Below are 25,703 nucleotides of genomic sequence, written 5' to 3' on the forward strand. Positions count from 1 at the left end.
CTCAGCTTTCTGCAAGACTTTTGCCATGGGAGCCAACTGACATGGAGCGTCTGACACGCATATTGGCCACACTGACCCGCTGGGGTCTGGGCCTGTGCGCGTTGGTTTTGGTGTTGATGGCGTTGTACGTCAGCCTTGGCCGGGAACTGGCGCCGTTGGTGGCCGAGTACCGTGTCGAAGTCGAAACCAAGGCCAGCGAGGCCTTGGGCATGCCCCTGCAAATCGGCGAGTTGACAGGCAGCTGGAGTGGCTTCGCGCCCATCTTGTCGGCTCACGACGTGACCGTAGGCGAGGGTGCCAACGCCCTGCACCTGGAACACGTACAAGCTGTCCCGGACCTGTGGGCCAGTCTGCTGGCGCGCGACGTGCGCATCGCCAATCTGGAGCTTAATGGCCTGAAGATCAGCGTCAAACAAGGCGATGATGGCGAGTGGGCGCTGGAAGGATTGCCGGTCAAGGACAATCAGCCCCTCGACCCGGAGCAGTTGCTCAATCACATGCAAATGATCCAGCAGTTGTCGGTACTCGACAGCCAGGTCACTTTGCAGCCGTGGGGAGAATCGCCGCTGACCCTGACATACGTCGGCGCGACTTTGAAATCCGGCTCATCCCGTCAGCGACTCGATGCCCGCCTGACCCTGCCCGATGGCCAGCCATTGGCCATGAGTGTGCGTACCCGCATTCGTGCCAGCCAGTGGAAGGAAGGCGAAGCGGAGTTTTATGTAAGCTTGCCGCAAAGCGACTGGTCGAAATGGTTGCCCGAAACCCTGACCCAGCAATGGAATTTCTCCGAGATCAAGGCCGGTGGCGAGCTGTGGGCAACCTGGGGCAAGGGCGCCTTGCAAAGTGCCGCCGTCCGTTTCAATGCACCGCAATTCAAGGGTGCCTATGCCGAACGCAAGCCGATCCTGATCAACAACCTGGCGCTTAACGGTTATTTCCAGCGCAGCGCCGAGGGCATGCTGGTAACAGTGGATTCCCTGGCCATGAACCTTGGCGAGACCCGTTGGGAATCACGTCTGCAATTCAAGCAGACCACGGTTTCGGACAGGGCGCAGGATCTCTGGCACCTGCAAGCCGACCGTCTCGACCTGACGCCACTCACACCCTTGCTCAATGCCCTGGCGCCATTGCCGGAAGGGGTCGCCAAGGTGGTCGAGCAGCTCAAAGTCACCGGTGGACTGCGCAACGTCCTGATCGATGTGAAGCCCAATGCCACCGACGACAGCAGGTTCAGCTTCGCGGCCAACCTTGATCAGGTCGGCTTTGACGCGTATCACGGCGCACCCGCGGCGCGTAATGTCACAGGCAGCATCAGCGGGGACCTTGGTCATGGCGAGTTGCGCATGGACAGCAAGGATTTCATGCTGCACCTGGAGCCGATTTTCGCCAAGCCATGGCAATACATTCAAGCCAACGCAACCCTGTCCTGGAAGCTCGATAAGGAAAGTTTCACCCTGATCGCGCCGTACCTGAAGGTGCTGGGCGAGGAAGGCAAGATTGCCGGCGACTTCCTGATCCGCCTGTTTTTCGATGACACCCAGGAAGACTACATGGACCTGCGGGTCGGTCTGGTGGACGGCGACGGTCGCTACACCGCCAAATACCTGCCGACAGTCCTCAGCCCGGCGCTGGACGAATGGCTGCGTACGGCGATTCTAAAAGGTGCAGTGGATCAGGGTTTCTTCCAGTACCAAGGCTCGTTGAACCATGGCGCGGCTGAAACGGCCCGCAGCATCAGCCTGTTTTTCAAGGTCCACGATGCCGAGCTGGCGTTTCAGCCCGGCTGGCCGCATGTCAGCAAGGTCACGGGTGATGTGTTTGTTGAAGACAGTGGCGTGCGGATTCTAGCCAGCAAGGGACAGTTGCTCGACACCCAGGTCCGCGACATTTACGTCAATATCCCCCACGTGCCTGCCGGGCAGAACAGTCATCTGTTTCTCGATGGCGCGTTCGCCGGCGGATTGGGCGATGGTCTGAAAATTCTCAAGGAAGCGCCGATCGGCACTGCCGAGACTTTTGCTGGTTGGGAGGGCGAGGGCGATCTGCAAGGCAAGCTGAAGCTGGATATTCCGCTGGCCAAGGGCGAGCAGCCGAAGATCCTGGTTGACTTCAAAACGGCAAAGGCCCGTCTGAAACTGCCCGAGCCCCCCCTCGAGCTGACTCAGCTCAAAGGTGACTTCCGTTTCGACAGCAGCAAAGGCTTGAGCGGGCAGAACATCAGCGCGCGCGCCTTCGATAAACCGGTGACTGCGCAAATTTTCGCCGAGGGTCGCGAGGGCAAGCTCAACACCCGGGTCACCGCTTCCGGGCAGGTCGAAGTCAAGAAACTCACGGACTGGCTGAGCGTGACCCAGCCGTTGCCGGTGAGCGGCGTGATCCCGTATCAACTGCAACTGACCCTGGATGGTGCTGACAGTCAGTTGTTGGTCAGCTCCAATCTCAAAGGCGTTGCGGTTGATTTGCCAGCGCCCTTCGGGATGGCTGCCGATGCGGGGCGCGATACGACATTCCGCATGACCTTGCAGGGGCCGGAACGGCGCTACTGGGTGAACTACGGTGAATTGGCGAATTTCACGTTTGCCGCACCAAAAGACAATTTTGCCGACGGTCGTGGTGAGCTGTTTCTGGGCAGCGGCAATGCCGTTCTGCCAGGTGCCAAAGGCCTGCGGGTACGCGGTGTGCTGTCGGAACTGGATGTCGGCCCGTGGCAGGATCTGCTGAGCAAGTATGCCGGGCAAGATCCCGGCGGCAGTGCCAAGCAGTTGCTCAGTGGTGCCGACATCAAGGTCGGCAAGCTCAGCGCCTTCGGCACCACGCTGGATCAGGCAGCGGTGCAATTGACGCGCAAACCGTCCGCATGGGCCTTGCAACTCGACAGTCAGCAGGTCAAGGGCACCGCCAACATCCCCGATGCCAAAGCCGCGCCGATGGTGATCAACCTGCAAACTGTGCGTCTGCCGGCACCTGACCCTAAGGTCCTGGCCGACGAAAACTCGCCGGATCCGCTGGCCTCGGTGGACCCGAAAAAGATCCCTGCCCTGGATATCACCATCAATCAGCTGTTCCAGGGCAACGACCTGGTCGGCGCTTGGTCGCTGAAGGTGCGTCCGACAGCCAAGGGCATTGCACTCAACTCGCTGGACATGGGCCTCAAGGGCATCCTGTTGCAAGGCAGCGGTGGTTGGGAAGGCGCGCCCGGCGCCAGCACAAGTTGGTACAAGGGGCGGATCAGCGGCAAGAACCTGGCGGATGTGCTCAAGGGCTGGGGCTTTGCGCCGAGCGTCACCAGCCAGGAGTTTCACATGGATGTCGACGGCCGCTGGCCCGGCTCACCGGCATGGCTGGCCACCAAGCGTTTTTCCGGCACCCTCGATGCGTCGCTCAATGAAGGCCAGTTTGTCGAGGTTGAAGGCAGTGCCCAGGCGTTGCGGGTATTTGGCCTGCTCAATTTCAACTCCATTGGCCGCCGCTTGCGCCTGGACTTCTCCGACCTGTTCGGCAAAGGCCTTAGCTATGACCGGGTCAAGGGCCTTCTGGTGGCGACCAATGGCGTGTACGTGACCCGCGAGCCTATCCGCTTGACCGGCCCGTCGAGCACCATCGAGCTCAACGGCACTCTGAACATGGTGGCCGATCAGATCGATGCGAAACTGTTGGTGACCTTGCCGGTGACCAACAACCTGCCAATTGCAGCCCTGATCGTCGGTGCACCGGCGATCGGCGGGGCACTGTTCCTGATCGACAAGTTGATCGGTGACCGTGTGTCGCGCTTTGCCAGCGTGAAGTACACCGTCAAGGGGCCGTGGAAAGAACCGAAAATCACCTTCGACAAGGCTTTTTGACGCCATCTATGGAGTAGCATGGCCATAGGTTCCAATGCTCCGACGCTAATCCCTGTAGGAGCGAGGCTTGCCCGCGAACCAGGCGCCGCGGTTTATCAGCATTACCGCGTCATCGTTCTTCGCGGGCAAGCCTCGCTCCTACAGGAGTGTGTTGATTTCCAGATATAGGAAAGGCCATGTCTGTAGCTGTTATCCAAATGGTCAGCCAGAGCGATGTGCCGGCCAATCTGGCCCGGGCGCGTCAGTTACTTGAACAAGCGGCCGCGGGCGGTGCGAAATTGGCCGTGCTGCCGGAAAACTTCGCCGCCATGGGCCGGCGCGACATCGCTGACATCGGCCGCGCCGAGGCGCTGGGCGAAGGCCCGATCCTGCCGTGGTTGAAACAGACGGCCCGCGACCTCAAGTTATGGATAGTGGCCGGCACCTTGCCATTGCCGCCGGTGGATCAGCCGACGGCCAAGGTGCATGCCTGTTCGTTGCTGGTCGATGATCAAGGCCAGACAGTGGCGCGTTACGACAAGCTGCACCTGTTTGACGTGGACGTGGCGGATAATCGCGGCCGTTATCGCGAATCCGATGACTATGCTTATGGCAGTGGCGTGGTGGTTGCGGACACACCGGTCGGGCGAGTTGGCCTGACGGTTTGTTATGACCTGCGCTTCCCGGAGCTGTACAGCGAACTGCGTGCTGCCGGTGCGCAGCTGATTACCGCGCCGTCGGCCTTTACTGCCGTGACCGGCGCTGCACATTGGGATGTGCTGATTCGTGCGCGAGCCATCGAGACCCAGTGTTATGTGCTCGCGGCCGCCCAGGGCGGCACGCATCCGGGGCCGAGGGAAACCTGGGGGCACGCGGCAATTGTCGACCCATGGGGACGGGTGCTGGCACAACAGGATCAAGGCGAGGCCGTGCTGCTGGCCGAACGCGATAGCAGCGAACAGGCGTCCATAAGGGCGCGGATGCCGGTGTCCAGTCACCGGCGCTTTTTCTCGCAGGGCGCCCAGCGGCCTGCCTCAGAACGATGAATTTAAGGCGTAAAGCATATGAGCGAGTTGTTGTCCTCAGTCAGTGAACACCTCCTGGCACCCGGTGGTGTAACGATCGAAAGTCTCCAAGGTGTGCTCGGCGACCTGGCCGGCCCCGGCATCGATGCCGCCGACTTGTATTTCCAGGGGCAGATTTCCGAGTCCTGGGCGCTGGAAGACGGCATCGTCAAGGAAGGCAGCTTCAACCTCGACCAAGGGGTTGGCGTTCGCGCGCAATCCGGTGAGAAGACCGGGTTTGCCTACAGCAATGCCATTACCCTGGAAGCCCTGGGCGCGGCGGCCCGTGCCGCTCGTTCGATCTCCCGGGCCGGGCAGAATGGCACCGTGCAAGCGTTCACCACCCAGGATGTGGCGCAGTTGTACGGGCCGGACAATCCGCTGGAAGTGCTGACCCGTGCCGAGAAAGTCGATCTGCTCAAGCGCATCGATGCCGCCACGCGCGCCCTTGACCCGCGTATCCAGCAAGTCACCGTGAGCATGGCCGGTGTCTGGGAGCGGATTCTGGTGGCGTCCACCGATGGCGGCCTGGCGGCGGATGTACGACCACTGGTGCGCTTCAACGTCAGTGTGATCGTCGAGCAGAACGGCCGTCGCGAACGCGGCGGCCACGGCGGTGGCGGGCGTACCGATTACCGTTATTTCCTCGGTGAAGACCGCGCCATGAGCTATGCCCGTGAAGCGCTGCGCCAGGCGTTGGTCAATCTGGAAGCCATTCCGGCGCCGGCGGGTACCTTTCCGGTGGTGCTGGGTTCCGGCTGGTCGGGCGTGCTGTTGCACGAAGCGGTCGGTCACGGTCTGGAAGGTGACTTCAACCGCAAGGGCAGCTCGGCTTACAGCGGGCGCATGGGCGAGATGGTTGCCTCCAAGCTCTGCACGATCGTCGATGACGGCACCCTGTCCGGTCGCCGTGGCTCCTTGAGTGTCGACGATGAGGGCACGCCGACCGAGTGCACCACGCTGATCGAAAATGGCGTTCTCAAGGGCTACATGCAGGACAAGCTCAACGCCCGCCTGATGGGCGTGGCCCGCACTGGTAACGGCCGTCGCGAATCCTACGCGCACCTGCCGATGCCGCGCATGACCAACACCTACATGCTCGCCGGCGAAAGCGACCCGGCGGAAATCATCGCGTCGGTGAAGAAGGGCATCTACTGCGCCAACCTCGGCGGCGGTCAGGTGGACATCACCAGCGGCAAGTTCGTGTTCTCCACCAGCGAGGCGTACCTGATCGAAGACGGCAAGATCACCGCCCCGGTCAAAGGCGCGACATTGATCGGCAACGGCCCGGAGGCCATGAGCAAGGTGTCGATGGTCGGCAACGACCTGGCATTGGACAGCGGTGTGGGGACGTGTGGCAAGGACGGGCAGTCGGTGCCGGTGGGTGTCGGCCAGCCAACGCTGAAGATTGATGCGATCACCGTGGGTGGCACGGGCGCGTAAGAGTTGGAGCTGTGGGTGAGTCGCGTGGCGACTCACCCGGTCAGATACTTAACGCAGACCGCGTTGAGTCTCGTCCAGCTCTCGGATGTACTTGAAGATTTTACGGCTCGAAGCAGGAGGCTTGTTTTGCGCAACCTCGTGTTGGGCCTGACGGATCAGGGAACGCAATTGCTGGCGGTCCGCGTCCGGGTAGTCGACGACGAATTTTTCCAGTACGGCATCGTCGCCGGCGATCAGGCGATCGCGCCAACGTTCCAGGTTATGGAAACGTTCGTTGTACTGGCGAGTGGAGGCATCGAGTTGATCGAGCAATACCAGAATCGCGTCAGTGTCCTGATCGCGCATCAGTTTGCCGATGAACTGAAGGTGCCGTTTACGCGCGATGTTCGCAGTGTGCTTGGGCGCATCGGCCAGGGCCCGACGCATGGCGTCGGTCAACGGCAATTTTGCCAGCAAGTCAGGCTTGAGCGTTGTAAGGCGCTCGCCGAGGTCAACCAGAGCATGCAGCTCGCGTTTAACCTGGGATTTGCTTTTTTCTCCCGTATCGAGGGAGTCGTCGTAAGAATCAACCATGGTGGCCGTCCGCAAAGAAACGCCGCCATGATAACCAGTCGGGGGCCGCTTGTCCGGCCCGGTCGCTCGATGACCGTTACCGAAAGTAGAATTTGAGTGGAGAACAGCATGAGTGCAGTTGAAAGCGTCGGCCCACAAGCGTTGCCGGCACTGCAAGAACAAGTCGAGCAGATCATCGCTGAAGCCAAGCGACAGGGAGCCAGTGCCTGTGAAGTGGCGGTGTCCCTGGAGCAAGGCCTGTCGACCACGGTTCGCCAGCGTGAAGTCGAAACCGTCGAATTCAACCGTGATCAGGGTTTTGGCATCACCTTGTACGTCGGTCAGCGCAAGGGCTCGGCCAGCACCTCGGCCAGTGGGCCGGAGGCAATTCGCGAAACCGTAGCCGCTGCCCTGGCGATTGCCCAGCACACCTCGGAAGACGAAGCCTCGGGCCTGGCGGATGCAGCGCTGATGGCCAGGGATGTTCAGGACTTCGACCTGTTCCACCAGTGGGACATCACCCCGGAACAAGCGATCGAGCAGGCGCTGGCCTGTGAGGCCGCAGCGTTTGCCGCCGACAGCCGGATCAAGAACGCCGATGGCACCACCCTGAGCACGCATCAGGGCTGCCGCGTCTACGGCAACAGCCACGGATTTGTTGGCGGTTATGCGTCGACCCGGCACAGCTTGAGTTGCGTCATGATCGCCGAGGCGGATGGCCAGATGCAGCGCGATTACTGGTACGACGTGAACCGCCAGGGCAATTTGCTGGCCGATCCGGTGAGCATCGGCCAACGTGCTGCGCAACGGGCGGCAAGCCGTCTGGGCGCGCGCCCGGTCCCGACCTGCGAAGTGCCGGTGCTGTTCTCCGCGGAGCTGGCCGGCGGGTTGTTCGGCAGTTTCCTGTCTGCGATTTCCGGCGGTAACTTGTACCGTAAATCCTCGTTCCTCGAAGGAACCCTGGGGCAAAAGCTGTTCCCGGAATGGCTGACCATCGACGAGCGTCCGCATTTGATGCAGGCCATGGGCAGTGCGGGGTTCGATGGCGATGGCCTGGCAACCTACGCCAAACCATTCGTCGAAAAAGGCGAGTTGGTGTCCTACATACTCGGCACGTACTCAGGTCGCAAACTTGGTATGCCGAGCACCGCCAACGCTGGCGGCGTGCACAACCTGTTCGTCACCCATGGCGATGAAGACCAGGCCGCCCTGCTGCGTCGCATGGGGCGTGGTCTGCTGGTCACCGAATTGATGGGCCAGGGCCTGAACATGGTCACCGGTGATTACTCCCGTGGCGCGGCGGGTTACTGGGTCGAGAACGGCGAAATCCAGTTCGCTGTCCAGGAAGTGACCATTGCCGGCAACATGCGTGACATGTTCAAGCAGATCGTAGCCGTGGGTAATGACCTGGAACTGCGCAGCAACATTCGCACGGGTTCGGTGTTGATCGAGCGGATGACGGTGGCGGGCAGCTAAGCCGCACCGTTACACAAAAAAGGCGCGCCACCCAATGGGTGGTGCGCCTTTTTTATTGGGATTACACGTCCCCTGTGGGAGCGAGCCTGCTCGCGAATGCGTCCTCACTTCCGACTTACATGTCGTCTGACACTCCGCTTTCGCGAGCAGGCTCGCTCCCACAATGGATCTGGTGTGTTGGCTTATACTTGTGTTGGTTCTCATTATCATCTAATAATAAATCTCATTACCGAATGAGCCCCGGATCATGAGTTCTGCCTTGCACGAGCAGCCTTACCTCGAAAGCTGGCGCTGGATGAGTCGCCAGATCCGTTGTGCGATGGATCCAGACGAGCCGCGCCTGATCGAACATTACCTGGCCGAAGGCCGGTATCTGGCCTGTTGCACGGCAACCTCTCCATGGACCATTGCTGAAACATCCTTGCGTTTGCTGCTCGACACCGCCGCCGATGTCGCGCTGCCCTGGCACTGGCGCACCTATTGCCTCGACCAGGCCTGGCGCCCGTTGCGCGAACTCGAACGCCTCTCATTGTGCAAATGCCGCCTCAAGCGCTGGCAAAGCTACACCTGGCAACTGGCGACCTGCGAGTTGCAACCCTCGATTCCTCTCATAGAACTGGTGCAAGGATTTTCAGATGACCAAGACACGTATTGAGCGCGACAGCATGGGCGAACTTCAGGTCCCACAAGACGCCCTCTACGGCGCACAGACTCAACGTGCGGTGGATAACTTCCCGATCAGCGGCAAGCCGATGCCGGTGCAGTTCATTCGCGCGCTGATCCTGGCCAAGGCTGCTGCTGCCAGGGCCAACATCGAGCTCAAGCAGATCAGCGAGTCCCAGGGCAACGCCATCGTCGAGGCGGCGCAAGGTCTGCTCGAAGGCGATTTCATGCAGCATTTCCCGGTGGATGTTTTCCAGACCGGGTCCGGCACCAGCTCCAACATGAATGCCAACGAAGTGATCGCCACCCTGGCCAGCCGCCTGTTCGGCGAGCCGGTGAACCCCAACGATCACGTCAATTGCGGTCAAAGCAGCAACGACATCATCCCGACCACTATTCACGTCAGTGCCGCGCTGGCCTTGCACGAGCAGTTGCTGCCAGCCCTGACCGGGCTGCTACAGGTGATCGAGCGCAAGGCGCAAGAGGTGCATCACCACGTCAAGACCGGTCGCACCCACCTGATGGATGCCATGCCGGTGCGCATGAGCCAGGTACTCAATGGATGGGCGCAACAACTCAAGGCCAACATCGGTCATTTGCAGGGCCTGCAGCCGAGCCTGCAATCCTTGGCCCAGGGCGGCACGGCAGTGGGCACTGGGGTCAATGCGCATCCCGAATTCGCTGCGCGCTTCAGCCAACAGCTGAGCAAGCTGACCCAGGTGCAATTCACCCCGGGCGTGGATCTGTTTGCCTTGATCGGGTCGCAGGACACCGCCGTAGCCGTATCCGGCCAGCTTAAGGCCACCGCGGTTTCGCTGATGAAAATCGCCAACGACCTGCGCTGGATGAACTCCGGTCCTTTGGCCGGCCTTGGTGAGATAGAGCTCGAAGCCTTGCAGCCGGGGTCTTCGATCATGCCCGGCAAGGTCAACCCGGTGATCCCGGAAGCCACCGCCATGGTCGCCGCTCAGGTGATCGGCAACGACACGGTAATCACCATTGCCGGTCAGTCGGGCAATTTCGAGCTCAATGTGATGCTGCCGATCATTGCCCAGAACCTGCTGAGCAGCATCGAGTTGCTGGCCAATTCCAGCCGGCTGCTGGGTGAAAAGGCGATTGCCAGCTTCAAGGTCAACGAAGACCGGATCAAGCAAGCGCTGTCGCGCAATCCGATTCTGGTGACGGCACTCAACCCGATCATTGGCTACCAGAAAGCCGCTGAAATCGCCAAGAAGGCCTATCAGCAGGGGCGTCCGGTGATCGATGTCGCGCTGGAGCACACCGACCTGTCGCGTAGCCAGCTGGAAGAGTTGCTCAATCCGGAAAAACTCACCGCTGGCGGCGTGTAAGCACCACCACCGCTTTGGAGGCTCACCATGGAGCACTGGAAACGCACGATCGAAAGGGCAAATCGCTGTTTCATGTTGGGCGAGCTGGTCGATGCCCGCGAGGCTTACTTGCAGGCATTGGCCCTGGCCCAAGTGCTGTTCGAGCGCTGGGGAAATGCCGATGAAGCGGTGGCGGCCTGCGTGATCTCCCATCACAACCTGGCGGACCTGCATCTGAGCCTGAATCAGCCGGAGGAGAGCGCCGAGTATCTGTGCGCCATCCACCAGCACTTGTTGCAGGCCATGCAGGAGCCGCGACTGACGCCAGCCCTGCGTGAAGCGGCGCTGCGCCAGAGCAACAAGACCTACGTCGAGCTACTGAATTTCATCAGCGAACACGGTGAATACCCACGCACCCATCGTTTGCTGCACATCGATGCTGCCTCGCCTGCGCCTCACCATCATGGAGTCCACTGAACATGGCTTTTACCCTGCCTGCCTTGCCGTATGCCTATGACGCCCTGGAACCGCACATCGATGCGCAGACCATGGAGATTCACTACACGAAGCACCACCAGACCTATATCAATAACCTGAACGCTGCTGTCGAGGGCACCGAGTTCGCCGAGTGGCCGGTGGAAAAACTGGTCGCCGCCGTGCAGCAACTGCCTGAGAAGCTCCGTGCGGCGGTGATCAATCAGGGCGGCGGCCACGCCAACCATTCATTGTTCTGGGAGGTCATGGCGCCCCACGGCGGCGGCAAGCCTGAAGGCACGCTGGCCCAGGCTATCGATGAGCAATTGGGTGGCCTCGACAGTTTCAAGGACGCTTTTACCAAAGCCGCGCTGACCCGTTTCGGCAGTGGCTGGGCCTGGCTGAGCGTTACACCGCAAAAGACCCTGGTGGTGGAAAGCAGTGGCAACCAGGACAGCCCCTTGATGAACGGCAATACGCCGATCCTTGGCCTGGATGTGTGGGAGCACGCTTATTACCTGCAGTATCAGAACCGCCGTCCGGAATACATCAGCGCGTTCTACAACGTGATCAATTGGCCAGAAGTTGCTGCGCGCTATCAAGCGGCACTGGCCTGAGTCTTTTATAAAAACAACCAAGGCTGATTATGTGCACTGAAACACTGGCGGTCGGAAGTGGACGAATGTTTCGTTACGCATTTGGATCGCTGTTACTGCTGGCGGGCATGAGCCTGTTGGTTGCACACGGGCTAGCGTGGCTGGACCTGGAGCCGAGGCTATCGCGGGCATTGCAGGGCGGAGCGATCTGCGCCCTTGGCACTGCGCTCGGGGCCGTGCCGGTGCTGGTGATCCGGCGTATGCCCCAGGCACTCGGCGATACGCTGCTGGGCTTTGGTGCTGGCGTGATGCTCGCGGCGACAGCGTTTTCGCTGATCGTGCCGGGGATTGCCGCAGCAGAAAACCTTGGCATGACGCCGTGGGTAGCCAGCAGCCTGATCTGTTTTGGCATCATGCTCGGCGCGTTCGGTCTTTTCCTGGTGGATCGCAAGGTCTCGGGGGCTTCACCACAAATGCTCGTCGGCACCGTCGAGCATCCGGTGATCCCGCCACGGATCTGGCTGTTTGTGTTTGCAATCATTGCCCATAACATCCCTGAAGGCATGGCGGTCGGTGTGTCGGCCGGTGGCGGCATGGCTGATGCCGACAGTCTGGCAATGGGTATTGCCTTGCAGGATGTGCCGGAAGGGTTGGTGATCGCGTTGGTCTTGGCCGGGGCAGGGATGTCGCGTTTCAAGGCCTTTCTGATTGGTGCGGCGTCAGGGTTGGTCGAGCCTGTGTTCGCGCTGTTGTGCGCGTGGCTGGTGAGCCTGGCCGAACTGCTGTTGCCTTTGGGGTTGGCGCTGGCGGCGGGGGCGATGCTGTTGGTGGTTACCCATGAAGTCATTCCCGAGTCGCGGCGGCACGGTCACGACAAGCTGGCCAGCCTTGGGTTGCTGATCGGGTTTTGTTTGATGATGGTGATGGATACGGCGTTGGCCTAAAAAGATCGTAAGAACGCGGTTCGAGCCTGCGGCAGCTCCTGGATGGATCGTGTTTCCCAAGGAGCTGGCTTGTCGGCTATGAGGGCCACATCGTAGCGATGGCGGCCTCGCAGCCGACCAATCTCTTGCGGCTATACCCGATCTATTGTGGGAGCGAGCCTGCTCGCGAATGCGGCCTGACAGCCGACCTGGATTTTGTTGACTGAGTACATATCCATTCCTGCGGTAACGGCCACTTATGGTTTCGCCCTTACGGCGAGTCACTTGGAAAAGCCCCAAGTAACCAAGGGCTCTTGCCCCTGGCGTTCGGTGCCTCGCTAAGGCTCGGCATGCCCTCGCTCCGGTCCTGCTCCGTGGGCCCGCCGCCATCGGCCATCCATGGCCGGGGGCGGCTAACCCGGCATCCATGCCGGGTTGCCCACTGCGCAGAACCTCCACTCGGCCTCTCGAGGGGGCAAGAAAATCAAAAACAAAGCCAAAGCAAAAGCCAGAGCGAGGCGGCCTGCCGGTCGGCCTGATTTTATGTTCCGTGTAGATGCCGCAGGCTCGGCCAGCGTTCGGGCGATCTTTTGATCTTGACCTTTACTCGCCTTCGTCGAAGAAGTTGTTGATCAACGTCACCAGCGCATCCAGCGCTTCCTGTTCCTGCTCGCCTTCCGTGCTTAGATAAATCTTGGTGCCCTTGCCGGCAGCCAGCATCATCATTGCCATGATGCTTTTACCGTCGACAGTGGTCTCTGGCGTGCGTCCTACCCTGATCGTGCAATCCTTGAATTGACCGGCGATCCCAACGAATTTTGCCGAAGCGCGCGCATGCAGGCCCAGCTTGTTGATGATTTCGATTTCCAGAGCAGGCATCGCGGTGTGAATCCTTTAGCTGAGGTCGCGGTGGCGAACCTGGACGTTCTTCAGGGATTGCTGCAGGACCTGGCCAAGACGTTCAGTCAGGTAGACGGAGCGGTGATGGCCGCCGGTGCAGCCAATGGCAATGGTGACATAGGCACGGTTGCTGGCGGCAAAGCGTGGCAGCCATTTGAGCAGGTAAGTAGAAATGTCCTGGAACATTTCCTCGACATCGGGTTGCGCCGCCAGGTACTCGGCCACCGGTTGGTCGAGTCCGGACTGCTCGCGCAGTTCCGGCTTCCAGTAAGGATTGGGCAGGCAGCGCACATCGAAGACCAGGTCGGCGTCGACCGGCATGCCACGCTTGAACCCGAACGACTCCACGAGGAATGCCGTACCGGGTTCCGGCTGGTTCAGCAGGCGTAGCTTGATGGTATCGCGCAGCTGATACAAATTCAGGCTGGTAGTGTTGAGCTTGAGATCGGCAAGGTCGGCAATCGGTCCGAGCAGGGTGGTCTCGTCGTTGATCGCTTCAGCCAGTGAGCGGTTGGCATTGCTCAGCGGGTGACGCCGACGGGTTTCCGAGAAACGTTTGAGCAGGGTTTCCTCATCGGCATCCAGGTACAGGACATCGCACTGGATATGGCGGCTGCGCACTTCTGCCAGCAACTCGGGGAACCGCGACAGGTGACTTGGCAGGTTGCGAGCATCGATGGATACGGCAACCAGCGGTTGTGCCAGCTCGGTGTGTATCAGCGCTCGCTCGGCCAGTTCGGGCAGCAACCCGGCAGGCAGGTTGTCAATGCAGTAGTAGCCGTTGTCCTCGAGGACGTCGAGGGCGGTACTTTTACCGGAGCCGGAACGCCCGCTGACGATGATCAAGCGCATGATTAATGACCGTTTTGCTCGTCCAGGACAACCTGATACAAGGCTTCATTGCTCGGGGCGCTGCGCAGTTTTTCGCGCACTTCCTTGCGGTCGAGCATGCTGGCGATCTGGCGTAACAGCTCCAGGTGCGCATCGGTAGCGGCTTCCGGGACCAGCAGAACGAACAGCAGGTCAACCGGGGCACCGTCGATGGCGTCGAAATCGATGGGTGCATCAAGGTGCATCAGGGCGCTGATGGGCGAGGTGCAACCCTTCAGGCGGCAGTGAGGAATGGCGATGCCGTTGCCAAAACCGGTTGAGCCGAGTTTTTCACGGGCAATAAGAGCCTCGAAGACATCTTGCATCTCCAGATCCGGCACTTCTTTGTGGATAAGGTTGGCAATTTGCTCGAGGGCTTTCTTTTTACTGCCGCCCGGCACGTTCACCAGGGAACGGCCGGGGGTCAGGATGCTTTCAAGTCGGATCATGGGTTGGGAGTGTTAACGACCCGTAGCGCCCTGGAGGAGGCTCTGGGTCTTTTCCTTATGCTTTTTGAGTTGTTTATCCAGCTTGTCGGTAAGGGCGTCGATTGCCGCGTACATATCGGTATGTTCCGCGTTGGCGACCACTTCATTGCCGGGAATATGCAGCGTGGCTTCGATTTTCTGCTTCAGCTTTTCGACCGTCATCGTGACCTGCACGTTGGTGATCTTGTCGAAATGTCGCTCCAGTCGTTCGAGTTTTTCGCCGATGTAGGAGCGAAGAGGTTCGGTCACTTCCAGTTGGTGTCCACTGATGTTGACTTGCATACAGCTTCTCCTTCGTTGCCAGTGCATAAAGCGGCAGATCCAGATGATCTGCCACTGGAACGCTGTGGCGTGGCCCTACATCAACCGCTTGCGTTCGCTCGAAGGCGCGATCCCCAGGGATTCGCGGTACTTGGCGACGGTGCGGCGAGCCACCTGAATGCCTTGTGCCTCCAGTAAACCAGCGATCTTGCTGTCACTCAACGGCTTTTTCTGATTTTCCGCGGCAACCAGTTTTTTGATGATCGCGCGAATCGCCGTGGACGAGCATTCTCCGCCCTCGGAGGTGCTGACGTGGCTGGAGAAAAAGTATTTCAATTCATAGATGCCCCGAGGGGTATGCATGAATTTCTGCGTGGTCACCCGTGAAATCGTCGACTCGTGCATGCCGACCGCTTCGGCGATGTCATGCAGCACCAATGGTTTCATGGCTTCGTCGCCGTACTCCAGGAAGCCGCGCTGATGCTCGACGATCTGTGTGGCCACTTTCATCAGGGTTTCGTTGCGGCTTTGCAGGCTTTTGATGAACCAGCGGGCTTCCTGCAGCTGATTGCGCATGAAGGTGTTGTCGGCGCTGGTGTCGGCACGGCGAACGAAGCCTGCATACTGGGCGTTGACCCGCAGGCGAGGCACCGACTCCTGGTTGAGCTCCACCAGCCAGCGCTCGTTGTCCTTGCGCACGATCACGTCCGGAACCACGTATTCGGCTTCGGTCGACTCGATTTGCGAGCCCGGGCGCGGGTTGAGGCTCTGGACCAGTTCGATCACCTGGCGCAGTTCATCTTCCTTGAGCTTCATGCGGCGCATCAGCTGGCTGTAGTCGCGGCTGCCGAGCAAGTCGATGTAGTCAGTGACCAGGCGCTTGGCTTCGGCCAGCCAAGGCGTCTTGGCGGGTAGCTGGCGCAATTGCAGCAGCAGGCATTCGCCCAGGTTGCGCGCTCCGATGCCGGCGGGTTCGAATTGCTGGATGCGGTGCAGGACGGCTTCGATTTCGTCCAGTTCGATGTCCAGTTCCGGATCGAAGGCTTCGAGGATTTCCTCCAGCGTCTCGTCCAGATAACCCTGGTTGTTGATGCAGTCGATCAGGGTCACGGCGATCAGGCGATCGGTGTCGGACATCGGTGCCAGGTTCAATTGCCACAGCAGGTGGCTTTGCAGGCTCTCGCCGGCCGATGTGCGGGTGGTGAAGTCCCACTCGTCGTCATCGTTGCTCGGCAGGCTGCTGGCGCTGGTCTGGTAGACGTCTTCCCAGGCGGTGTCGACAGGCAGTTCGTTGGGAATGCGCTCGTTCCAGTCGCCTTCCTCGATGTTATCGACCGTCGGGGCGCTTTCCTGGTAGGAGGGTTCCTGGATTTCGGTGTTGGGTTTGTGTTCGGCGTTGTCGGCCAGAGGGTCGGAATTGTCGAAGTCGTCGCCTTCTTCCTGGCGCTCGAGCATCGGATTGGACTCCAGGGCCTCCTGGATTTCCTGTTGCAGGTCCAGGGTCGACAATTGGAGCAGGCGGATGGCCTGTTGCAGCTGCGGTGTCATCGTCAGCTGCTGGCCCATTCTCAAGACTAGCGATGGTTTCATGGCAGGGGCTTAACACCTTATTCGCCGGCGCACATGCGCCATCCACTACAGGGCGCCGGAGCGCCAAACATAAGCAAATTATATGCCCGAAACCGCGGCGTTTGCCTAGAGCGCTGTAACAATAAAAAAAGGTTGATTTTTTATTGCGGCAAGCGTTTGGGCGACCCGCCGGACACCTCGACGCTTACAGACGGAATTCATGCCCCAGGTACACTTCCTTCACCAGGTCGTTGGCCAGGATGGTTTCAGCGTCGCCTTCGGCGATCAGTTGGCCATCGTTGACAATGTAGGCGGTTTCGCAGATATCCAGGGTTTCGCGGACGTTGTGGTCGGTGATCAGCACGCCGATGCCCTTGGCCTTGAGGTGGTGGATGATCTGCTTGATGTCGCCCACCGAGATCGGGTCCACGCCGGCGAAAGGTTCGTCGAGCAGGATGAATTTCGGGTTGGTGGCCAGTGCCCGGGCGATTTCCACCCGGCGGCGTTCGCCACCGGACAGGCTCATGCCGAGGTTGTCGCGGATGTGGCTGATGTGGAACTCCTGCAGCAGGCTTTCCAGTTCCTTTCGGCGACCGGCCTTGTCGAGTTCCTTGCGGGTCTCGAGGATGGCCATGATGTTGTCGGCCACCGACAGTTTGCGGAAGATCGACGCTTCTTGCGGCAGATAACCGATGCCCGCCTTGGCGCGACCGTGCATCGGCTGGTGGCTGACGTCGAGGTCATCGATCAGCACGCGGCCCTGATCGGCCTGTACCAGGCCGACGATCATGTAGAAGCAGGTGGTCTTGCCGGCGCCGTTAGGGCCGAGCAGGCCGACGATCTGGCCGCTGTCGATGGACAGGCTGACGTCACGCACGACCTGGCGGCTCTTGTAGCTCTTGGCCAAGTGCTGGGCTTTCAGAGTTGCCATTACGGGGCCTTTTGCTCTTCGGTTTTCTTTTTCGGCTGGATCACCATGTCGATGCGCGGACGCGACTCGGTCACCTTGCTGCCCGTGGCGCGACCGGCGCTGGCCAGCTTCTTCTCGGTGTCGTAGACGATTTTTTCGCCCTGGGTGACGTTGTTGTCCTTATCGATGACTTTGGCCTTATCGATCAGTACTACGCGGTTTTGCGGAGCGAGGTACTGGATGGTCACGCCCCAGCCCTGAACAGGCTTGGTGTCGCCAGCCGTCTGCAGTTGCTCGAAGTAGGCCAGGTTGCCCACCGAAGTCACCACGTCGATGTCGCCGTTTGGGGCGCGGGTCATGGTCACCTTGTTGCCGGTGACCTTCATCGAACCCTGGGTGATGATGACGTCGCCGGTGTAAGTGGCGATGCCTTGCTTGTCGTCCAGTTGGGCGTCGTCGGCCTGAATGCGGATTGGCTGCTGCTGATCGTCCGGCAGAGCCCAGGCGCTCACGCTTCCCAGTGCTGCGCCCAGACTGAGCAAAATAGGGAGGGTTTTAACGAGCCTCATACTGTCCTCTTACGTTCGATAGCAGGTGTATCCTGCTTTCTTTCAAATACGCCTTCATTCCCTTGCCAGTCGATACACCGCCAGCGCCGTCGATTCTAACGTCTTGCTCGGTCTGCGCATATTGCTGCTGCGGGAACACGGTCATGCGAGTAGTGGTGATCAGCGTCCTGCGGTTTTTCTCGTCGAAACGGGTAATGCGCACCGAATCGATCAGTTCGACCTGGGTGCCGTCGGGGTTGACTTCGCCTTTTTCGCTCTGGACGTGCCACGGGAACTCGGTGCCCCGGAACATGTTCAGGTCGGGGTTGGTCAGCAGCGTCACTTCGGTGGCTTTCAGGTGCTCGACCTTGTCCGACGTCATCTCGTATTGCAGTCTGCCATCCGGCAGGTACTGCACGCTGTGGGCGTTGGTGGCGTAATAGTCGATTGCGCTCTCATCGACCCGCACTACCGGCTTGTCGAGGAAGCGTTCCGGGCTGATGTTCCAATAGCCGACCGCAGCGAAAATCGCCGTGATGCTACCGAACACCAGAATGTTGCGAATCTTTTTACTTAGCATGATCTGGCTCACAGGTACGCGGCGTTGGCCTCATCGAGGCGGCCTTGGGCGCGCAGGATCAATTCGCAAAATTCACGGGCGGCACCTTCGCCACCGCGGGCTTGGGTGATGCCGTGAGCGTGCTCGCGCACGAAACTGGCGGCGTTGGCCACTGCCATGCCCAGACCAACACGGCGGATCACCGGCAGGTCCGGCAAATCGTCACCGAGGTAGGCGACCTGCTCATAGCTTAGGCCGAGTTGGCCAAGAAGCTCGTCGAGCACCACCAGTTTGTCTTCGCGACCTTGATACAGGTGGGGAATGCCGAGGTTTTTCGCTCGTCGCTCGACCACAGGGGTTTTGCGGCCGCTGATGATCGCGGTCTGCACGCCGGCCGCCATCAGCATCTTGATGCCCTGGCCGTCGAGGGTGTTGAACGTCTTGAACTCGCTACCGTCTTCGAGGAAGTACAGGCGCCCGTCGGTCAGGACGCCGTCGACATCGAACACTGCGAGTTTGATCTGTTGGCCGCGTTGCAGCAGGTCCGTGCTCATTACATTACTCCCGCACGCAGCAAGTCGTGCATGTTCAGGGCACCGACCGGGCGATCTTCGCTGTCGACCACGACCAGCGCGTTGATTTTGTGATCTTCCATTATTTTCAGGGCCTCGGCGGCGAGCATTTCGGCACGGGCGGTCTTGCCATGGGCCGTCATGACCTGATCGATAATGGCGTTGTGGATGTCGATGCTGCGGTCCAGCGTGCGACGCAAGTCACCGTCGGTGAATATCCCGGCCAGCTTGCCGTCGGCCTCGAGTACGACGGTCATGCCCAGGCCTTTGCGGGTCATTTCCATCAATGCATCCTTGAGCAGGGTGCCACGCTGTACTTGCGGCAGCTCCTGTCCGGCGTGCATGACGTTTTCCACTTTCAATAGCAGGCGTCGGCCCAGCGCACCGCCCGGGTGGGAAAAGGCGAAATCCTCGGCGGTAAAACCGCGGGCTTCCAGCAACGCAACGGCCAGGGCATCGCCCATGACCAGCGCGGCGGTCGTCGACGAGGTGGGCGCCAGGTTCAGCGGGCAGGCCTCGTGCTCGACATGAACATTCAGGTTGACCTCCGCCGCCTTGGCCAGCGGGGAGTCGGGCTTGCCGGTCATGCTGATCAGCTGGATGCCCAGGCGCTTGATCAGCGGCAGCAGGGTGACGATTTCGTTGGTTGAGCCGGAGTTCGACAGCGCCAGGATGATGTCGTCGCGGGTGATCATGCCCATGTCGCCATGGCTGGCTTCGGCAGGGTGCACGAAAAAGGCCGTAGTGCCGGTACTGGCAAGGGTAGCGGCAATCTTGTTGCCGATGTGCCCGGATTTACCCATGCCGACCACGACGACGCGTCCCTTGCTGGCCAGAATCATCTCGCAGGCGCGCACGAAATCCGCGTCGATACGGGGTAGCAAGCCTTTTACGGCTTCCAGTTCGAGGCGGATGGTGCGCTGTGCTGACTTGATCAGGTCGCTGGATTGGCTCATTTCGAAAACGTTCAGCCTGATGAAAAGGCGGCGATTATAGCTGTTATGGCCCAAACCCTCACACAAGTTCGTCGCCCATTGTCATTCGTTGTTACCGAATCCCCTCTAGATGGAGCTTTTTGGCTGTCATGATGCTGAACATCGCCCGGCATTGGCCTTGGGCGCGTGGCGCTTGCAGTGATATAGTTCGCCGCCAGTTCGGCCCGCCCAGGAGGTATGTGCTTTTGTCAGGAAGCCAGGCGTCCGAGTGTGAGGCTGCATCGCAAGGAGTTTAGATGAGTGCCGATAACGCCTACGCGGTCGAGCTGAAGGGACTGACCTTCAAGCGCGGTGCGCGCAGCATTTTCAATAACATTGATATCCGTATCCCGCGCGGCAAGGTCACCGGCATCATGGGGCCTTCCGGGTGTGGCAAGACCACGCTGTTGCGCTTGATGGGCGCGCAGTTGCGGCCTGCCAGTGGCGAAGTCTGGGTCAATGGTCAGAACCTGCCGGCGTTGTCGCGCAGTGATCTGTTCGATGCACGCAAGCACATGGGTGTGCTGTTCCAGAGTGGCGCGCTGTTTACCGACCTCGATGTCTTCGAGAACGTCGCCTTTCCATTGCGCGTTCATACCGCGCTGCCCGAAGAAATGATCCGCGACATCGTCCTGCTCAAATTGCAGGCCGTGGGGTTGCGGGGCGCCATCGACCTGATGCCCGACGAGCTGTCCGGCGGCATGAAGCGTCGCGTCGCGCTGGCGCGGGCGATTGCGCTCGATCCGCAGATTCTCATGTATGACGAGCCCTTTGTCGGCCAGGACCCCATCGCCATGGGTGTGCTGGTGCGCCTGATCCGCTTGCTCAACGATGCGCTGGGCATTACCAGTATCGTGGTTTCCCATGACCTGGCCGAAACCGCCAGCATCGCCGACTACATCTATGTGGTGGGCGACGGGCAGGTGTTGGGGCAGGGCACGCCGGACGAGCTGATGAACTCGGACGAGCCGCGTATCCGTCAATTCATGACAGGCGAACCGGACGGTCCGGTCGCCTATCACTTTCCAGCGACGGACTACCGCGCAGATCTTCTGGGGAAGCGTTGATGCGCAAAATTTCACTTTTGGAAAGGGTGCGCCGGTTCGGCCACGCTGGCATCGATGTGCTGGCGGTGTTCGGGCGCTCGTCGATTTTTCTGTTTCACGCACTTCTGGGGCGCGGTGGCATTGGTGGCGGGTTTGGCTTGCTGATCAAGCAACTGCATTCGGTGGGTGTGATGTCCCTGGTGATCATTGTGGTCTCCGGGATATTCATCGGCATGGTGCTGGCGCTGCAAGGCTTCAACATCCTGTCCAGCTACGGTTCGGAGCAGGCGGTGGGGCAGATGGTGGCGCTGACGCTGCTGCGTGAGCTGGGGCCGGTGGTCACGGCATTGCTGTTCGCCGGGCGTGCCGGGTCGGCGTTGACGGCGGAAATCGGCAACATGAAATCCACCGAACAGCTCTCCAGCCTGGAAATGATCGGGGTGGACCCGCTCAAGTACATCATTGCCCCGCGCCTGTGGGCCGGCTTCATTTCCTTGCCGGTGCTGGCGATGATTTTCAGCGTGGTGGGTATCTGGGGCGGTTCCTGGGTGGCCGTCGACTGGCTGGGTGTCTATGAAGGTTCCTACTGGTCGAACATGCAGAACAGCGTGACCTTTGCCGACGATGTGCTCAACGGCATCATCAAAAGCATGGTCTTTGCCTTCGTCGTGACCTGGATCGCCGTATTCCAAGGCTATGACTGCGAGCCCACTTCAGAAGGGATCAGTCGTGCCACTACCAAGACCGTGGTGTATGCCTCTTTGGCTGTGCTCGGCCTGGACTTTATTCTGACCGCCTTGATGTTTGGAGATTTCTGATGCAAAACCGCACCCTGGAAATCGGTGTCGGCCTTTTCTTGCTGGCTGGCATCCTGGCTTTGCTGTTGCTGGCGTTGCGGGTCAGTGGACTGTCCCCGAGCCCGAGCACCGAAACCTATAAACTTTATGCGTATTTCGACAATATCGCCGGTTTGACTGTCAGAGCTAAAGTGACCATGGCCGGTGTGACCATCGGCAAGGTCACGGCAATCGATCTGGACCGCGACAGTTTCACCGGTCGGGTGACCATGCAGGTGGAGAAGCGCGTAGATAATCTACCGGCAGACTCCACTGCATCTATCCTGACCGCTGGCCTGTTGGGCGAGAAGTACATCGGTATCAGTGTGGGCGGGGAAGAAGCCCTGCTCAAAGATGGCGGGACCATCCACGACACCCAGTCGTCGCTGGTGCTCGAGGACCTGATCGGTAAATTCCTGCTCAATACCGTTAGCAAAGACGCCAAATGAGGAGCTTTTGAATGATCTCTACCTTGCGACGTGGCCTGTTGGTTCTGCTCGCGGCCTTGCCGTTGGTGGCCAACGCCGTGGCGGCGCCTACCGCGCACGAGCTGGTTCAGGACACCACCAACCGCCTGCTGGCCGACCTGGCCGCCAACAAAGAGAAGTACAAGCAGGATCCGCAGGACTTCTACACGGCGCTCAACACCATTGTCGGGCCGGTGGTGGATGCCGAAGGTATTTCCAAGAGCATCATGACGGTCAAGTACTCGCGCAAAGCTACCCCTGCGCAAATGAAGACCTTTGAAGAAAACTTCAAGAAGGGTCTGTTCCAGTTCTATGGCAATGCCTTGCTCGAGTACAACAACCAGGGCATCACCGTTGATCCTGCCAAGGACGAGTCGGGCGAGCGTACGAGCGTCGGCATGACGGTCAAGGGCAGCAACGGCGCGATCTATCCTGTGTCCTACACACTGGAAAAGGTTGGCGGCGAGTGGAAACTGCGCAACGTCATCATCAACGGCATCAATATTGGCAAGCTGTTCCGTGATCAGTTCGCTGATGCGATGCAGCGCAATGGCAACGACCTGGACAAAACCATCAATGGTTGGGCCGGGGAAGTCGCCAAGGCCAAGGAAACCACCGAGAAACAGACCCAATGAGTGAGTCGGCGGTCCGGATGGACGACGCCGGCGAGCTGCGGCTCAGCGGCGTGCTGGATTATCGCACCGGCCCTGAGCTGCGCCAGCAGGGGCAGGCGCTGATCAATGCCAGCAAGGCTGCGGCCGTGGTGGTCGATTGTTCGGCGGTGGAGAAGTCCAGCAGCGTCGGTCTGTCGTTGTTGTTGTGTTTCATGCGCGATGCCCAGGCGGCCGGCAAGGCGCTGAGCATCCGCGGGATGCCAGAAGACATGCGCGAAATCGCTCAGGTCAGTGAACTGACCGAGCTGTTGGCGCATCCCTAACCCGCATCTATGAACAAGCCCCCCGTCAGAGTCCTGCTTCGCGGGGTTCGCAGGCGCGGGGCTTTTTTGTATGATGTCCGACCCGCGCGCACAGGGCGCCGATTGAGGTTGAGCATGCAGGCCGTAGAAGTGAAGAGCTTCCTTGAAGGAAAGCTGCCCGGAACATTGGTTGAAGTCGAGGGCGAAGGCTGCAATTTCCAGCTGAACGTGATTAGCGATGAACTGGCGGCGTTGAGCCCGGTGAAGCGTCAGCAGCAGATCTATGCCCATTTGAACCCATGGATCACCGATGGCAGCATCCATGCTGTCACTATGAAATTTTTCAGCAGCGCGGCCTGGGCCGAGCGCACCTGAGCCCAAGGGCGTCGAGATTCTTATGGATAAATTGATTATTACTGGCGGTGCTCGTCTTGACGGCGAGATCCGCATCTCCGGGGCAAAGAACTCTGCCCTGCCGATCCTGGCGGCCACCCTGCTGTGCGATGGTCCGGTGACTGTTGCCAACCTGCCACACCTGCATGACATCACCACCATGATCGAGCTGTTCGGTCGCATGGGGATCGAGCCGGTGATCGACGAGAAGCTGGCCGTCGAAATCGATCCGCGCACCATCAAGACCCTGATCGCTCCGTACGAACTGGTTAAAACCATGCGTGCGTCGATCCTGGTGCTGGGCCCGATGGTTGCCCGTTTCGGTGAAGCCGAAGTCGCGCTGCCTGGCGGTTGCGCCATCGGTTCGCGTCCGGTTGACCTGCACATCCGTGGCCTGGAGGCCATGGGCGCGGTCATCGACGTCGAAGGTGGCTACATCAAGGCCAAGGCGCCTGAAGGCGGCCTGCGCGGTGCGCACTTCTTCTTCGACACCGTCAGTGTGACCGGTACCGAAAACATCATGATGGCCGCGGCCCTGGCCAAGGGCCGCAGCGTCCTGGCAAACGCCGCGCGCGAGCCTGAAGTGGTCGACCTGGCGAACTTCCTGAACGCCATGGGCGCCAAGGTTTCCGGCGCTGGTACCGACACCATCACCATCGATGGCGTCGAGCGTCTGCACACCACCACTTACAAGGTGATGCCGGACCGTATCGAAACCGGCACCTACCTGGTAGCCGCGGCCGTGACCGGCGGTCGTGTGAAGGTCAAGGACACCGATCCGACCATTCTCGAAGCTGTTCTGGAGAAACTCCGGGAAGCGGGCGCGGAAATCACCTGCGGCGAAGACTGGATCGAGCTGAACATGCACGGCAAGCGGCCGAAAGCCGTCAACGTGCGGACCGCTCCGTACCCGGCGTTCCCGACCGACATGCAAGCGCAGTTCATCTCCCTCAACGCCATTGCCGAAGGCACCGGTGCCGTGATCGAGACGATCTTCGAAAACCGCTTCATGCACGTGTACGAACTGCACCGCATGGGCGCCAAGATCCAGGTCGAAGGCAACACCGCCATCGTCACCGGCACCGAGAAGCTCAAGGGCGCGCCAGTGATGGCCACCGACCTGCGGGCTTCGGCCAGCCTGGTGATCTCGGCGCTGATTGCCGACGGCGACACCCTGATCGACCGCATCTACCACATCGACCGTGGTTACGAGTGCATCGAAGAGAAACTGCAGATGCTGGGCGCCAAGATCCGCCGCGTTCCGGGCTAGTTTTTGCTGCATGGGCACAGGGACGTGCCTGTTGAATTCGTTTCAAGTCGAGCCGGTTTCCGGCTCGATGTGTGTCCGGCGCCATTTGCGACCGGGCATGAGTACCTTGATAAGGACTGACGTTTCCCATGTTGACCATCGCACTGTCCAAGGGCCGCATCCTTGACGACACCCTGCCGCTTCTGGCTGAAGCGGGCATCGTGCCGACCGAGAATCCGGACAAGAGCCGCAAGCTGATCATCCCCACGACCCAGGAAGATGTACGCCTGTTGATCGTGCGTGCCACCGACGTGCCGACGTATGTCGAGCATGGTGCCGCCGACCTCGGTGTCGCTGGTAAAGACGTGCTGATGGAATACGGCGGCCAAGGCCTGTACGAGCCGCTGGACCTGCAGATTGCTCAGTGCAAGTTGATGACCGCCGGCAAGGTCGGCGCGGTCGAGCCCAAGGGCCGCCTGCGTATCGCCACCAAGTTCGTCAACGTTGCCAAGCGTTACTACGCCGAACAGGGCCGTCAGGTCGATATCATCAAGCTCTACGGCTCGATGGAGCTGGCGCCGCTGATCGGCCTGGCCGACAAGATCATCGACGTGGTCGACACCGGTAACACGCTGCGAGCCAATGGCCTGGAGCCACAGGATTTCATCGCGGCCATCAGTTCTCGGCTGATCGTTAACAAGGCTTCGATGAAAATGCAGCACGCCCGTATCCAGGCGTTGATCGACACCCTGCGCAAGGCAGTGGAGTCTCGACACCGCGGCTGATTCACCTGCGCGACCGT

At 60.1% G+C, this 25,703-nt stretch carries 28 protein-coding genes; 17 read left to right on the forward strand and 11 right to left on the reverse strand.

From position 1 onward, the window contains the following. Nucleotides 1-41: 41 nt before the first annotated feature. The 3 genes from ACA054_RS04145 (at nt 42) to tldD (ending at nt 6,331) form a co-directional block, all read left to right on the forward strand. Complete coding sequence (locus tag ACA054_RS04145) at nt 42-3,845, forward strand: YhdP family protein (protein WP_497688304.1); 3,804 nt, start codon at nt 42-44, stop codon at nt 3,843-3,845. A 176-nt stretch (nt 3,846-4,021) separates the two neighbouring features. Beyond that, nucleotides 4,022-4,870 carry a carbon-nitrogen hydrolase family protein gene (locus ACA054_RS04150; RefSeq protein WP_497688305.1) on the forward strand — a complete coding sequence of 283 codons (849 nt, stop codon included), beginning with the start codon at nt 4,022-4,024 and terminating at the stop codon, nt 4,868-4,870. An 18-nt stretch (nt 4,871-4,888) separates the two neighbouring features. Beyond that, nucleotides 4,889-6,331, forward strand: a complete 1,443-nt coding sequence (tldD, locus tag ACA054_RS04155) for a metalloprotease TldD (protein WP_497688306.1) — start codon at nt 4,889-4,891, stop codon at nt 6,329-6,331. A gap of 48 nt (nt 6,332-6,379) precedes the next feature. Here the strand turns inward: tldD and yjgA are convergent, their stop codons facing one another. Next, nucleotides 6,380-6,904: a ribosome biogenesis factor YjgA gene (gene yjgA, locus ACA054_RS04160; protein ID WP_034148278.1), complete on the reverse strand. Its 525-nt coding sequence runs from the start codon at nt 6,902-6,904 to the stop codon at nt 6,380-6,382. A gap of 108 nt (nt 6,905-7,012) precedes the next feature. Between yjgA and pmbA the strand changes: the two genes are divergently transcribed. From pmbA to ACA054_RS04190, 6 genes are all read left to right on the forward strand, one after another. Then, nucleotides 7,013-8,359 (forward strand): metalloprotease PmbA, encoded by a 1,347-nt coding sequence (gene pmbA, locus ACA054_RS04165; RefSeq protein ID WP_497688307.1) that lies wholly within the window; start codon nt 7,013-7,015, stop codon nt 8,357-8,359. Between the two features lie 247 nt (nt 8,360-8,606). After that, nucleotides 8,607-9,014 (forward strand): FagA protein, encoded by a 408-nt coding sequence (locus tag ACA054_RS04170; protein WP_497688308.1) that lies wholly within the window; start codon nt 8,607-8,609, stop codon nt 9,012-9,014. Next, nucleotides 8,995-10,371, forward strand: a complete 1,377-nt coding sequence (locus ACA054_RS04175) for a class II fumarate hydratase (protein WP_497688309.1) — start codon at nt 8,995-8,997, stop codon at nt 10,369-10,371. The genes ACA054_RS04170 and ACA054_RS04175 overlap by 20 nt, the downstream gene beginning before the upstream one ends. A gap of 27 nt (nt 10,372-10,398) precedes the next feature. After that, on the forward strand, nt 10,399-10,827 hold the full coding sequence (locus ACA054_RS04180) for a DUF2753 family protein (RefSeq protein ID WP_497688310.1): 429 nt from the start codon (nt 10,399-10,401) through the stop codon (nt 10,825-10,827). Nucleotides 10,828-10,829: 2 nt separating this feature from the next. Beyond that, nucleotides 10,830-11,441, forward strand: coding sequence for a superoxide dismutase (locus ACA054_RS04185; protein WP_497688311.1), 612 nt, complete (start codon nt 10,830-10,832; stop codon nt 11,439-11,441). 29 nt (nt 11,442-11,470) lie between these two features. After that, complete coding sequence (locus ACA054_RS04190; RefSeq protein ID WP_497688312.1) at nt 11,471-12,364, forward strand: ZIP family metal transporter; 894 nt, start codon at nt 11,471-11,473, stop codon at nt 12,362-12,364. A 582-nt stretch (nt 12,365-12,946) separates the two neighbouring features. Here ACA054_RS04190 and ACA054_RS04195 read toward each other — a convergent pair. From ACA054_RS04195 to ACA054_RS04240, 10 genes are all read right to left on the reverse strand, one after another. Beyond that, the gene (locus ACA054_RS04195; protein ID WP_497688313.1) at nt 12,947-13,222 is read right to left on the reverse strand and encodes an HPr family phosphocarrier protein; all 276 of its coding nucleotides are present in this window, start codon (nt 13,220-13,222) and stop codon (nt 12,947-12,949) included. 15 nt (nt 13,223-13,237) lie between these two features. After that, the gene (gene rapZ / locus ACA054_RS04200; protein WP_020796638.1) at nt 13,238-14,095 is read right to left on the reverse strand and encodes an RNase adapter RapZ; all 858 of its coding nucleotides are present in this window, start codon (nt 14,093-14,095) and stop codon (nt 13,238-13,240) included. Between the two features lie 2 nt (nt 14,096-14,097). Further along, nucleotides 14,098-14,562 (reverse strand): PTS IIA-like nitrogen regulatory protein PtsN, encoded by a 465-nt coding sequence (gene ptsN / locus ACA054_RS04205; RefSeq protein ID WP_056742951.1) that lies wholly within the window; start codon nt 14,560-14,562, stop codon nt 14,098-14,100. 12 nt (nt 14,563-14,574) lie between these two features. Next, a complete protein-coding gene (hpf, locus tag ACA054_RS04210) occupies nt 14,575-14,883 on the reverse strand; it encodes a ribosome hibernation-promoting factor, HPF/YfiA family (protein ID WP_008018717.1) in 309 nt (102 codons plus the stop codon). A gap of 75 nt (nt 14,884-14,958) precedes the next feature. Further along, entirely contained in the window at nt 14,959-16,452 is a 1,494-nt protein-coding gene (locus ACA054_RS04215) for an RNA polymerase factor sigma-54 (protein ID WP_497688314.1), read from the reverse strand. Nucleotides 16,453-16,636: 184 nt separating this feature from the next. After that, nucleotides 16,637-17,362 (reverse strand): LPS export ABC transporter ATP-binding protein, encoded by a 726-nt coding sequence (gene lptB, locus ACA054_RS04220; protein ID WP_008054366.1) that lies wholly within the window; start codon nt 17,360-17,362, stop codon nt 16,637-16,639. Then, entirely contained in the window at nt 17,362-17,910 is a 549-nt protein-coding gene (lptA, locus tag ACA054_RS04225) for a lipopolysaccharide transport periplasmic protein LptA (RefSeq protein WP_497688315.1), read from the reverse strand. Before lptA ends, lptB begins: the two co-directional genes overlap by 1 nt. After that, entirely contained in the window at nt 17,897-18,469 is a 573-nt protein-coding gene (gene lptC, locus ACA054_RS04230) for an LPS export ABC transporter periplasmic protein LptC (protein WP_497688316.1), read from the reverse strand. Before lptC ends, lptA begins: the two co-directional genes overlap by 14 nt. A gap of 8 nt (nt 18,470-18,477) precedes the next feature. After that, entirely contained in the window at nt 18,478-19,002 is a 525-nt protein-coding gene (locus ACA054_RS04235) for a KdsC family phosphatase (protein ID WP_497637944.1), read from the reverse strand. Continuing rightward, nucleotides 19,002-19,976: a KpsF/GutQ family sugar-phosphate isomerase gene (locus ACA054_RS04240; protein WP_497688317.1), complete on the reverse strand. Its 975-nt coding sequence runs from the start codon at nt 19,974-19,976 to the stop codon at nt 19,002-19,004. The genes ACA054_RS04235 and ACA054_RS04240 overlap by 1 nt, the downstream gene beginning before the upstream one ends. A 275-nt stretch (nt 19,977-20,251) precedes the next feature. Between ACA054_RS04240 and ACA054_RS04245 the strand changes: the two genes are divergently transcribed. From ACA054_RS04245 to hisG, 8 genes are all read left to right on the forward strand, one after another. Next, nucleotides 20,252-21,061 carry an ATP-binding cassette domain-containing protein gene (locus tag ACA054_RS04245; RefSeq protein ID WP_497688318.1) on the forward strand — a complete coding sequence of 270 codons (810 nt, stop codon included), beginning with the start codon at nt 20,252-20,254 and terminating at the stop codon, nt 21,059-21,061. After that, the gene (gene mlaE, locus ACA054_RS04250; protein ID WP_497637947.1) at nt 21,061-21,858 is read left to right on the forward strand and encodes a lipid asymmetry maintenance ABC transporter permease subunit MlaE; all 798 of its coding nucleotides are present in this window, start codon (nt 21,061-21,063) and stop codon (nt 21,856-21,858) included. Before ACA054_RS04245 ends, mlaE begins: the two co-directional genes overlap by 1 nt. Next, nucleotides 21,858-22,325 (forward strand): outer membrane lipid asymmetry maintenance protein MlaD, encoded by a 468-nt coding sequence (mlaD, locus tag ACA054_RS04255; protein ID WP_497688319.1) that lies wholly within the window; start codon nt 21,858-21,860, stop codon nt 22,323-22,325. The genes mlaE and mlaD overlap by 1 nt, the downstream gene beginning before the upstream one ends. A gap of 11 nt (nt 22,326-22,336) precedes the next feature. Continuing rightward, nucleotides 22,337-22,978 carry an MlaC/ttg2D family ABC transporter substrate-binding protein gene (locus ACA054_RS04260; protein ID WP_497688320.1) on the forward strand — a complete coding sequence of 214 codons (642 nt, stop codon included), beginning with the start codon at nt 22,337-22,339 and terminating at the stop codon, nt 22,976-22,978. After that, nucleotides 22,975-23,280, forward strand: a complete 306-nt coding sequence (locus tag ACA054_RS04265) for an STAS domain-containing protein (RefSeq protein ID WP_497688321.1) — start codon at nt 22,975-22,977, stop codon at nt 23,278-23,280. The genes ACA054_RS04260 and ACA054_RS04265 overlap by 4 nt, the downstream gene beginning before the upstream one ends. Before the next feature lie 114 nt (nt 23,281-23,394). Then, entirely contained in the window at nt 23,395-23,634 is a 240-nt protein-coding gene (locus ACA054_RS04270) for a BolA family protein (RefSeq protein ID WP_007912386.1), read from the forward strand. A 22-nt stretch (nt 23,635-23,656) separates the two neighbouring features. After that, a complete protein-coding gene (gene murA / locus ACA054_RS04275; protein WP_497637951.1) occupies nt 23,657-24,922 on the forward strand; it encodes a UDP-N-acetylglucosamine 1-carboxyvinyltransferase in 1,266 nt (421 codons plus the stop codon). A gap of 128 nt (nt 24,923-25,050) precedes the next feature. Then, a complete protein-coding gene (gene hisG, locus ACA054_RS04280; RefSeq protein WP_008018703.1) occupies nt 25,051-25,686 on the forward strand; it encodes an ATP phosphoribosyltransferase in 636 nt (211 codons plus the stop codon). The last annotated feature ends 17 nt before the right edge of the window (nt 25,687-25,703 follow it).

Source organism: Pseudomonas sp. LBUM1653 (assembly GCF_059716115.1).

What these genes read in the sequence shown, in the direction of transcription:
- ACA054_RS04190 (WP_497688312.1), top strand. Translation starts at nt 11,471, where the DNA reads ATGTGCACTGAAACACTGGCGGTCGGAAGTGGACGAATGTTTCGTTAC.
- tldD (WP_497688306.1), top strand. Translation starts at nt 4,889, where the DNA reads ATGAGCGAGTTGTTGTCCTCAGTCAGTGAACACCTCCTGGCACCCGGT.
- ptsN (WP_056742951.1), bottom strand. Translation starts at nt 14,562, where the DNA reads ATGATCCGACTTGAAAGCATCCTGACCCCCGGCCGTTCCCTGGTGAAC.
- lptB (WP_008054366.1), bottom strand. Translation starts at nt 17,362, where the DNA reads ATGGCAACTCTGAAAGCCCAGCACTTGGCCAAGAGCTACAAGAGCCGC.
- ACA054_RS04170 (WP_497688308.1), top strand. Translation starts at nt 8,607, where the DNA reads ATGAGTTCTGCCTTGCACGAGCAGCCTTACCTCGAAAGCTGGCGCTGG.
- ACA054_RS04215 (WP_497688314.1), bottom strand. Translation starts at nt 16,452, where the DNA reads ATGAAACCATCGCTAGTCTTGAGAATGGGCCAGCAGCTGACGATGACA.
- ACA054_RS04245 (WP_497688318.1), top strand. Translation starts at nt 20,252, where the DNA reads ATGAGTGCCGATAACGCCTACGCGGTCGAGCTGAAGGGACTGACCTTC.
- ACA054_RS04240 (WP_497688317.1), bottom strand. Translation starts at nt 19,976, where the DNA reads ATGAGCCAATCCAGCGACCTGATCAAGTCAGCACAGCGCACCATCCGC.
- ACA054_RS04185 (WP_497688311.1), top strand. Translation starts at nt 10,830, where the DNA reads ATGGCTTTTACCCTGCCTGCCTTGCCGTATGCCTATGACGCCCTGGAA.
- mlaE (WP_497637947.1), top strand. Translation starts at nt 21,061, where the DNA reads ATGCGCAAAATTTCACTTTTGGAAAGGGTGCGCCGGTTCGGCCACGCT.
- ACA054_RS04260 (WP_497688320.1), top strand. Translation starts at nt 22,337, where the DNA reads ATGATCTCTACCTTGCGACGTGGCCTGTTGGTTCTGCTCGCGGCCTTG.
- rapZ (WP_020796638.1), bottom strand. Translation starts at nt 14,095, where the DNA reads ATGCGCTTGATCATCGTCAGCGGGCGTTCCGGCTCCGGTAAAAGTACC.
- hisG (WP_008018703.1), top strand. Translation starts at nt 25,051, where the DNA reads ATGTTGACCATCGCACTGTCCAAGGGCCGCATCCTTGACGACACCCTG.
- ACA054_RS04175 (WP_497688309.1), top strand. Translation starts at nt 8,995, where the DNA reads ATGACCAAGACACGTATTGAGCGCGACAGCATGGGCGAACTTCAGGTC.
- lptC (WP_497688316.1), bottom strand. Translation starts at nt 18,469, where the DNA reads ATGCTAAGTAAAAAGATTCGCAACATTCTGGTGTTCGGTAGCATCACG.
- ACA054_RS04235 (WP_497637944.1), bottom strand. Translation starts at nt 19,002, where the DNA reads ATGAGCACGGACCTGCTGCAACGCGGCCAACAGATCAAACTCGCAGTG.
- ACA054_RS04150 (WP_497688305.1), top strand. Translation starts at nt 4,022, where the DNA reads ATGTCTGTAGCTGTTATCCAAATGGTCAGCCAGAGCGATGTGCCGGCC.
- lptA (WP_497688315.1), bottom strand. Translation starts at nt 17,910, where the DNA reads ATGAGGCTCGTTAAAACCCTCCCTATTTTGCTCAGTCTGGGCGCAGCA.
- murA (WP_497637951.1), top strand. Translation starts at nt 23,657, where the DNA reads ATGGATAAATTGATTATTACTGGCGGTGCTCGTCTTGACGGCGAGATC.
- ACA054_RS04265 (WP_497688321.1), top strand. Translation starts at nt 22,975, where the DNA reads ATGAGTGAGTCGGCGGTCCGGATGGACGACGCCGGCGAGCTGCGGCTC.
- pmbA (WP_497688307.1), top strand. Translation starts at nt 7,013, where the DNA reads ATGAGTGCAGTTGAAAGCGTCGGCCCACAAGCGTTGCCGGCACTGCAA.
- yjgA (WP_034148278.1), bottom strand. Translation starts at nt 6,904, where the DNA reads ATGGTTGATTCTTACGACGACTCCCTCGATACGGGAGAAAAAAGCAAA.
- ACA054_RS04195 (WP_497688313.1), bottom strand. Translation starts at nt 13,222, where the DNA reads ATGCCTGCTCTGGAAATCGAAATCATCAACAAGCTGGGCCTGCATGCG.
- mlaD (WP_497688319.1), top strand. Translation starts at nt 21,858, where the DNA reads ATGCAAAACCGCACCCTGGAAATCGGTGTCGGCCTTTTCTTGCTGGCT.
- hpf (WP_008018717.1), bottom strand. Translation starts at nt 14,883, where the DNA reads ATGCAAGTCAACATCAGTGGACACCAACTGGAAGTGACCGAACCTCTT.
- ACA054_RS04145 (WP_497688304.1), top strand. Translation starts at nt 42, where the DNA reads ATGGAGCGTCTGACACGCATATTGGCCACACTGACCCGCTGGGGTCTG.
- ACA054_RS04270 (WP_007912386.1), top strand. Translation starts at nt 23,395, where the DNA reads ATGCAGGCCGTAGAAGTGAAGAGCTTCCTTGAAGGAAAGCTGCCCGGA.
- ACA054_RS04180 (WP_497688310.1), top strand. Translation starts at nt 10,399, where the DNA reads ATGGAGCACTGGAAACGCACGATCGAAAGGGCAAATCGCTGTTTCATG.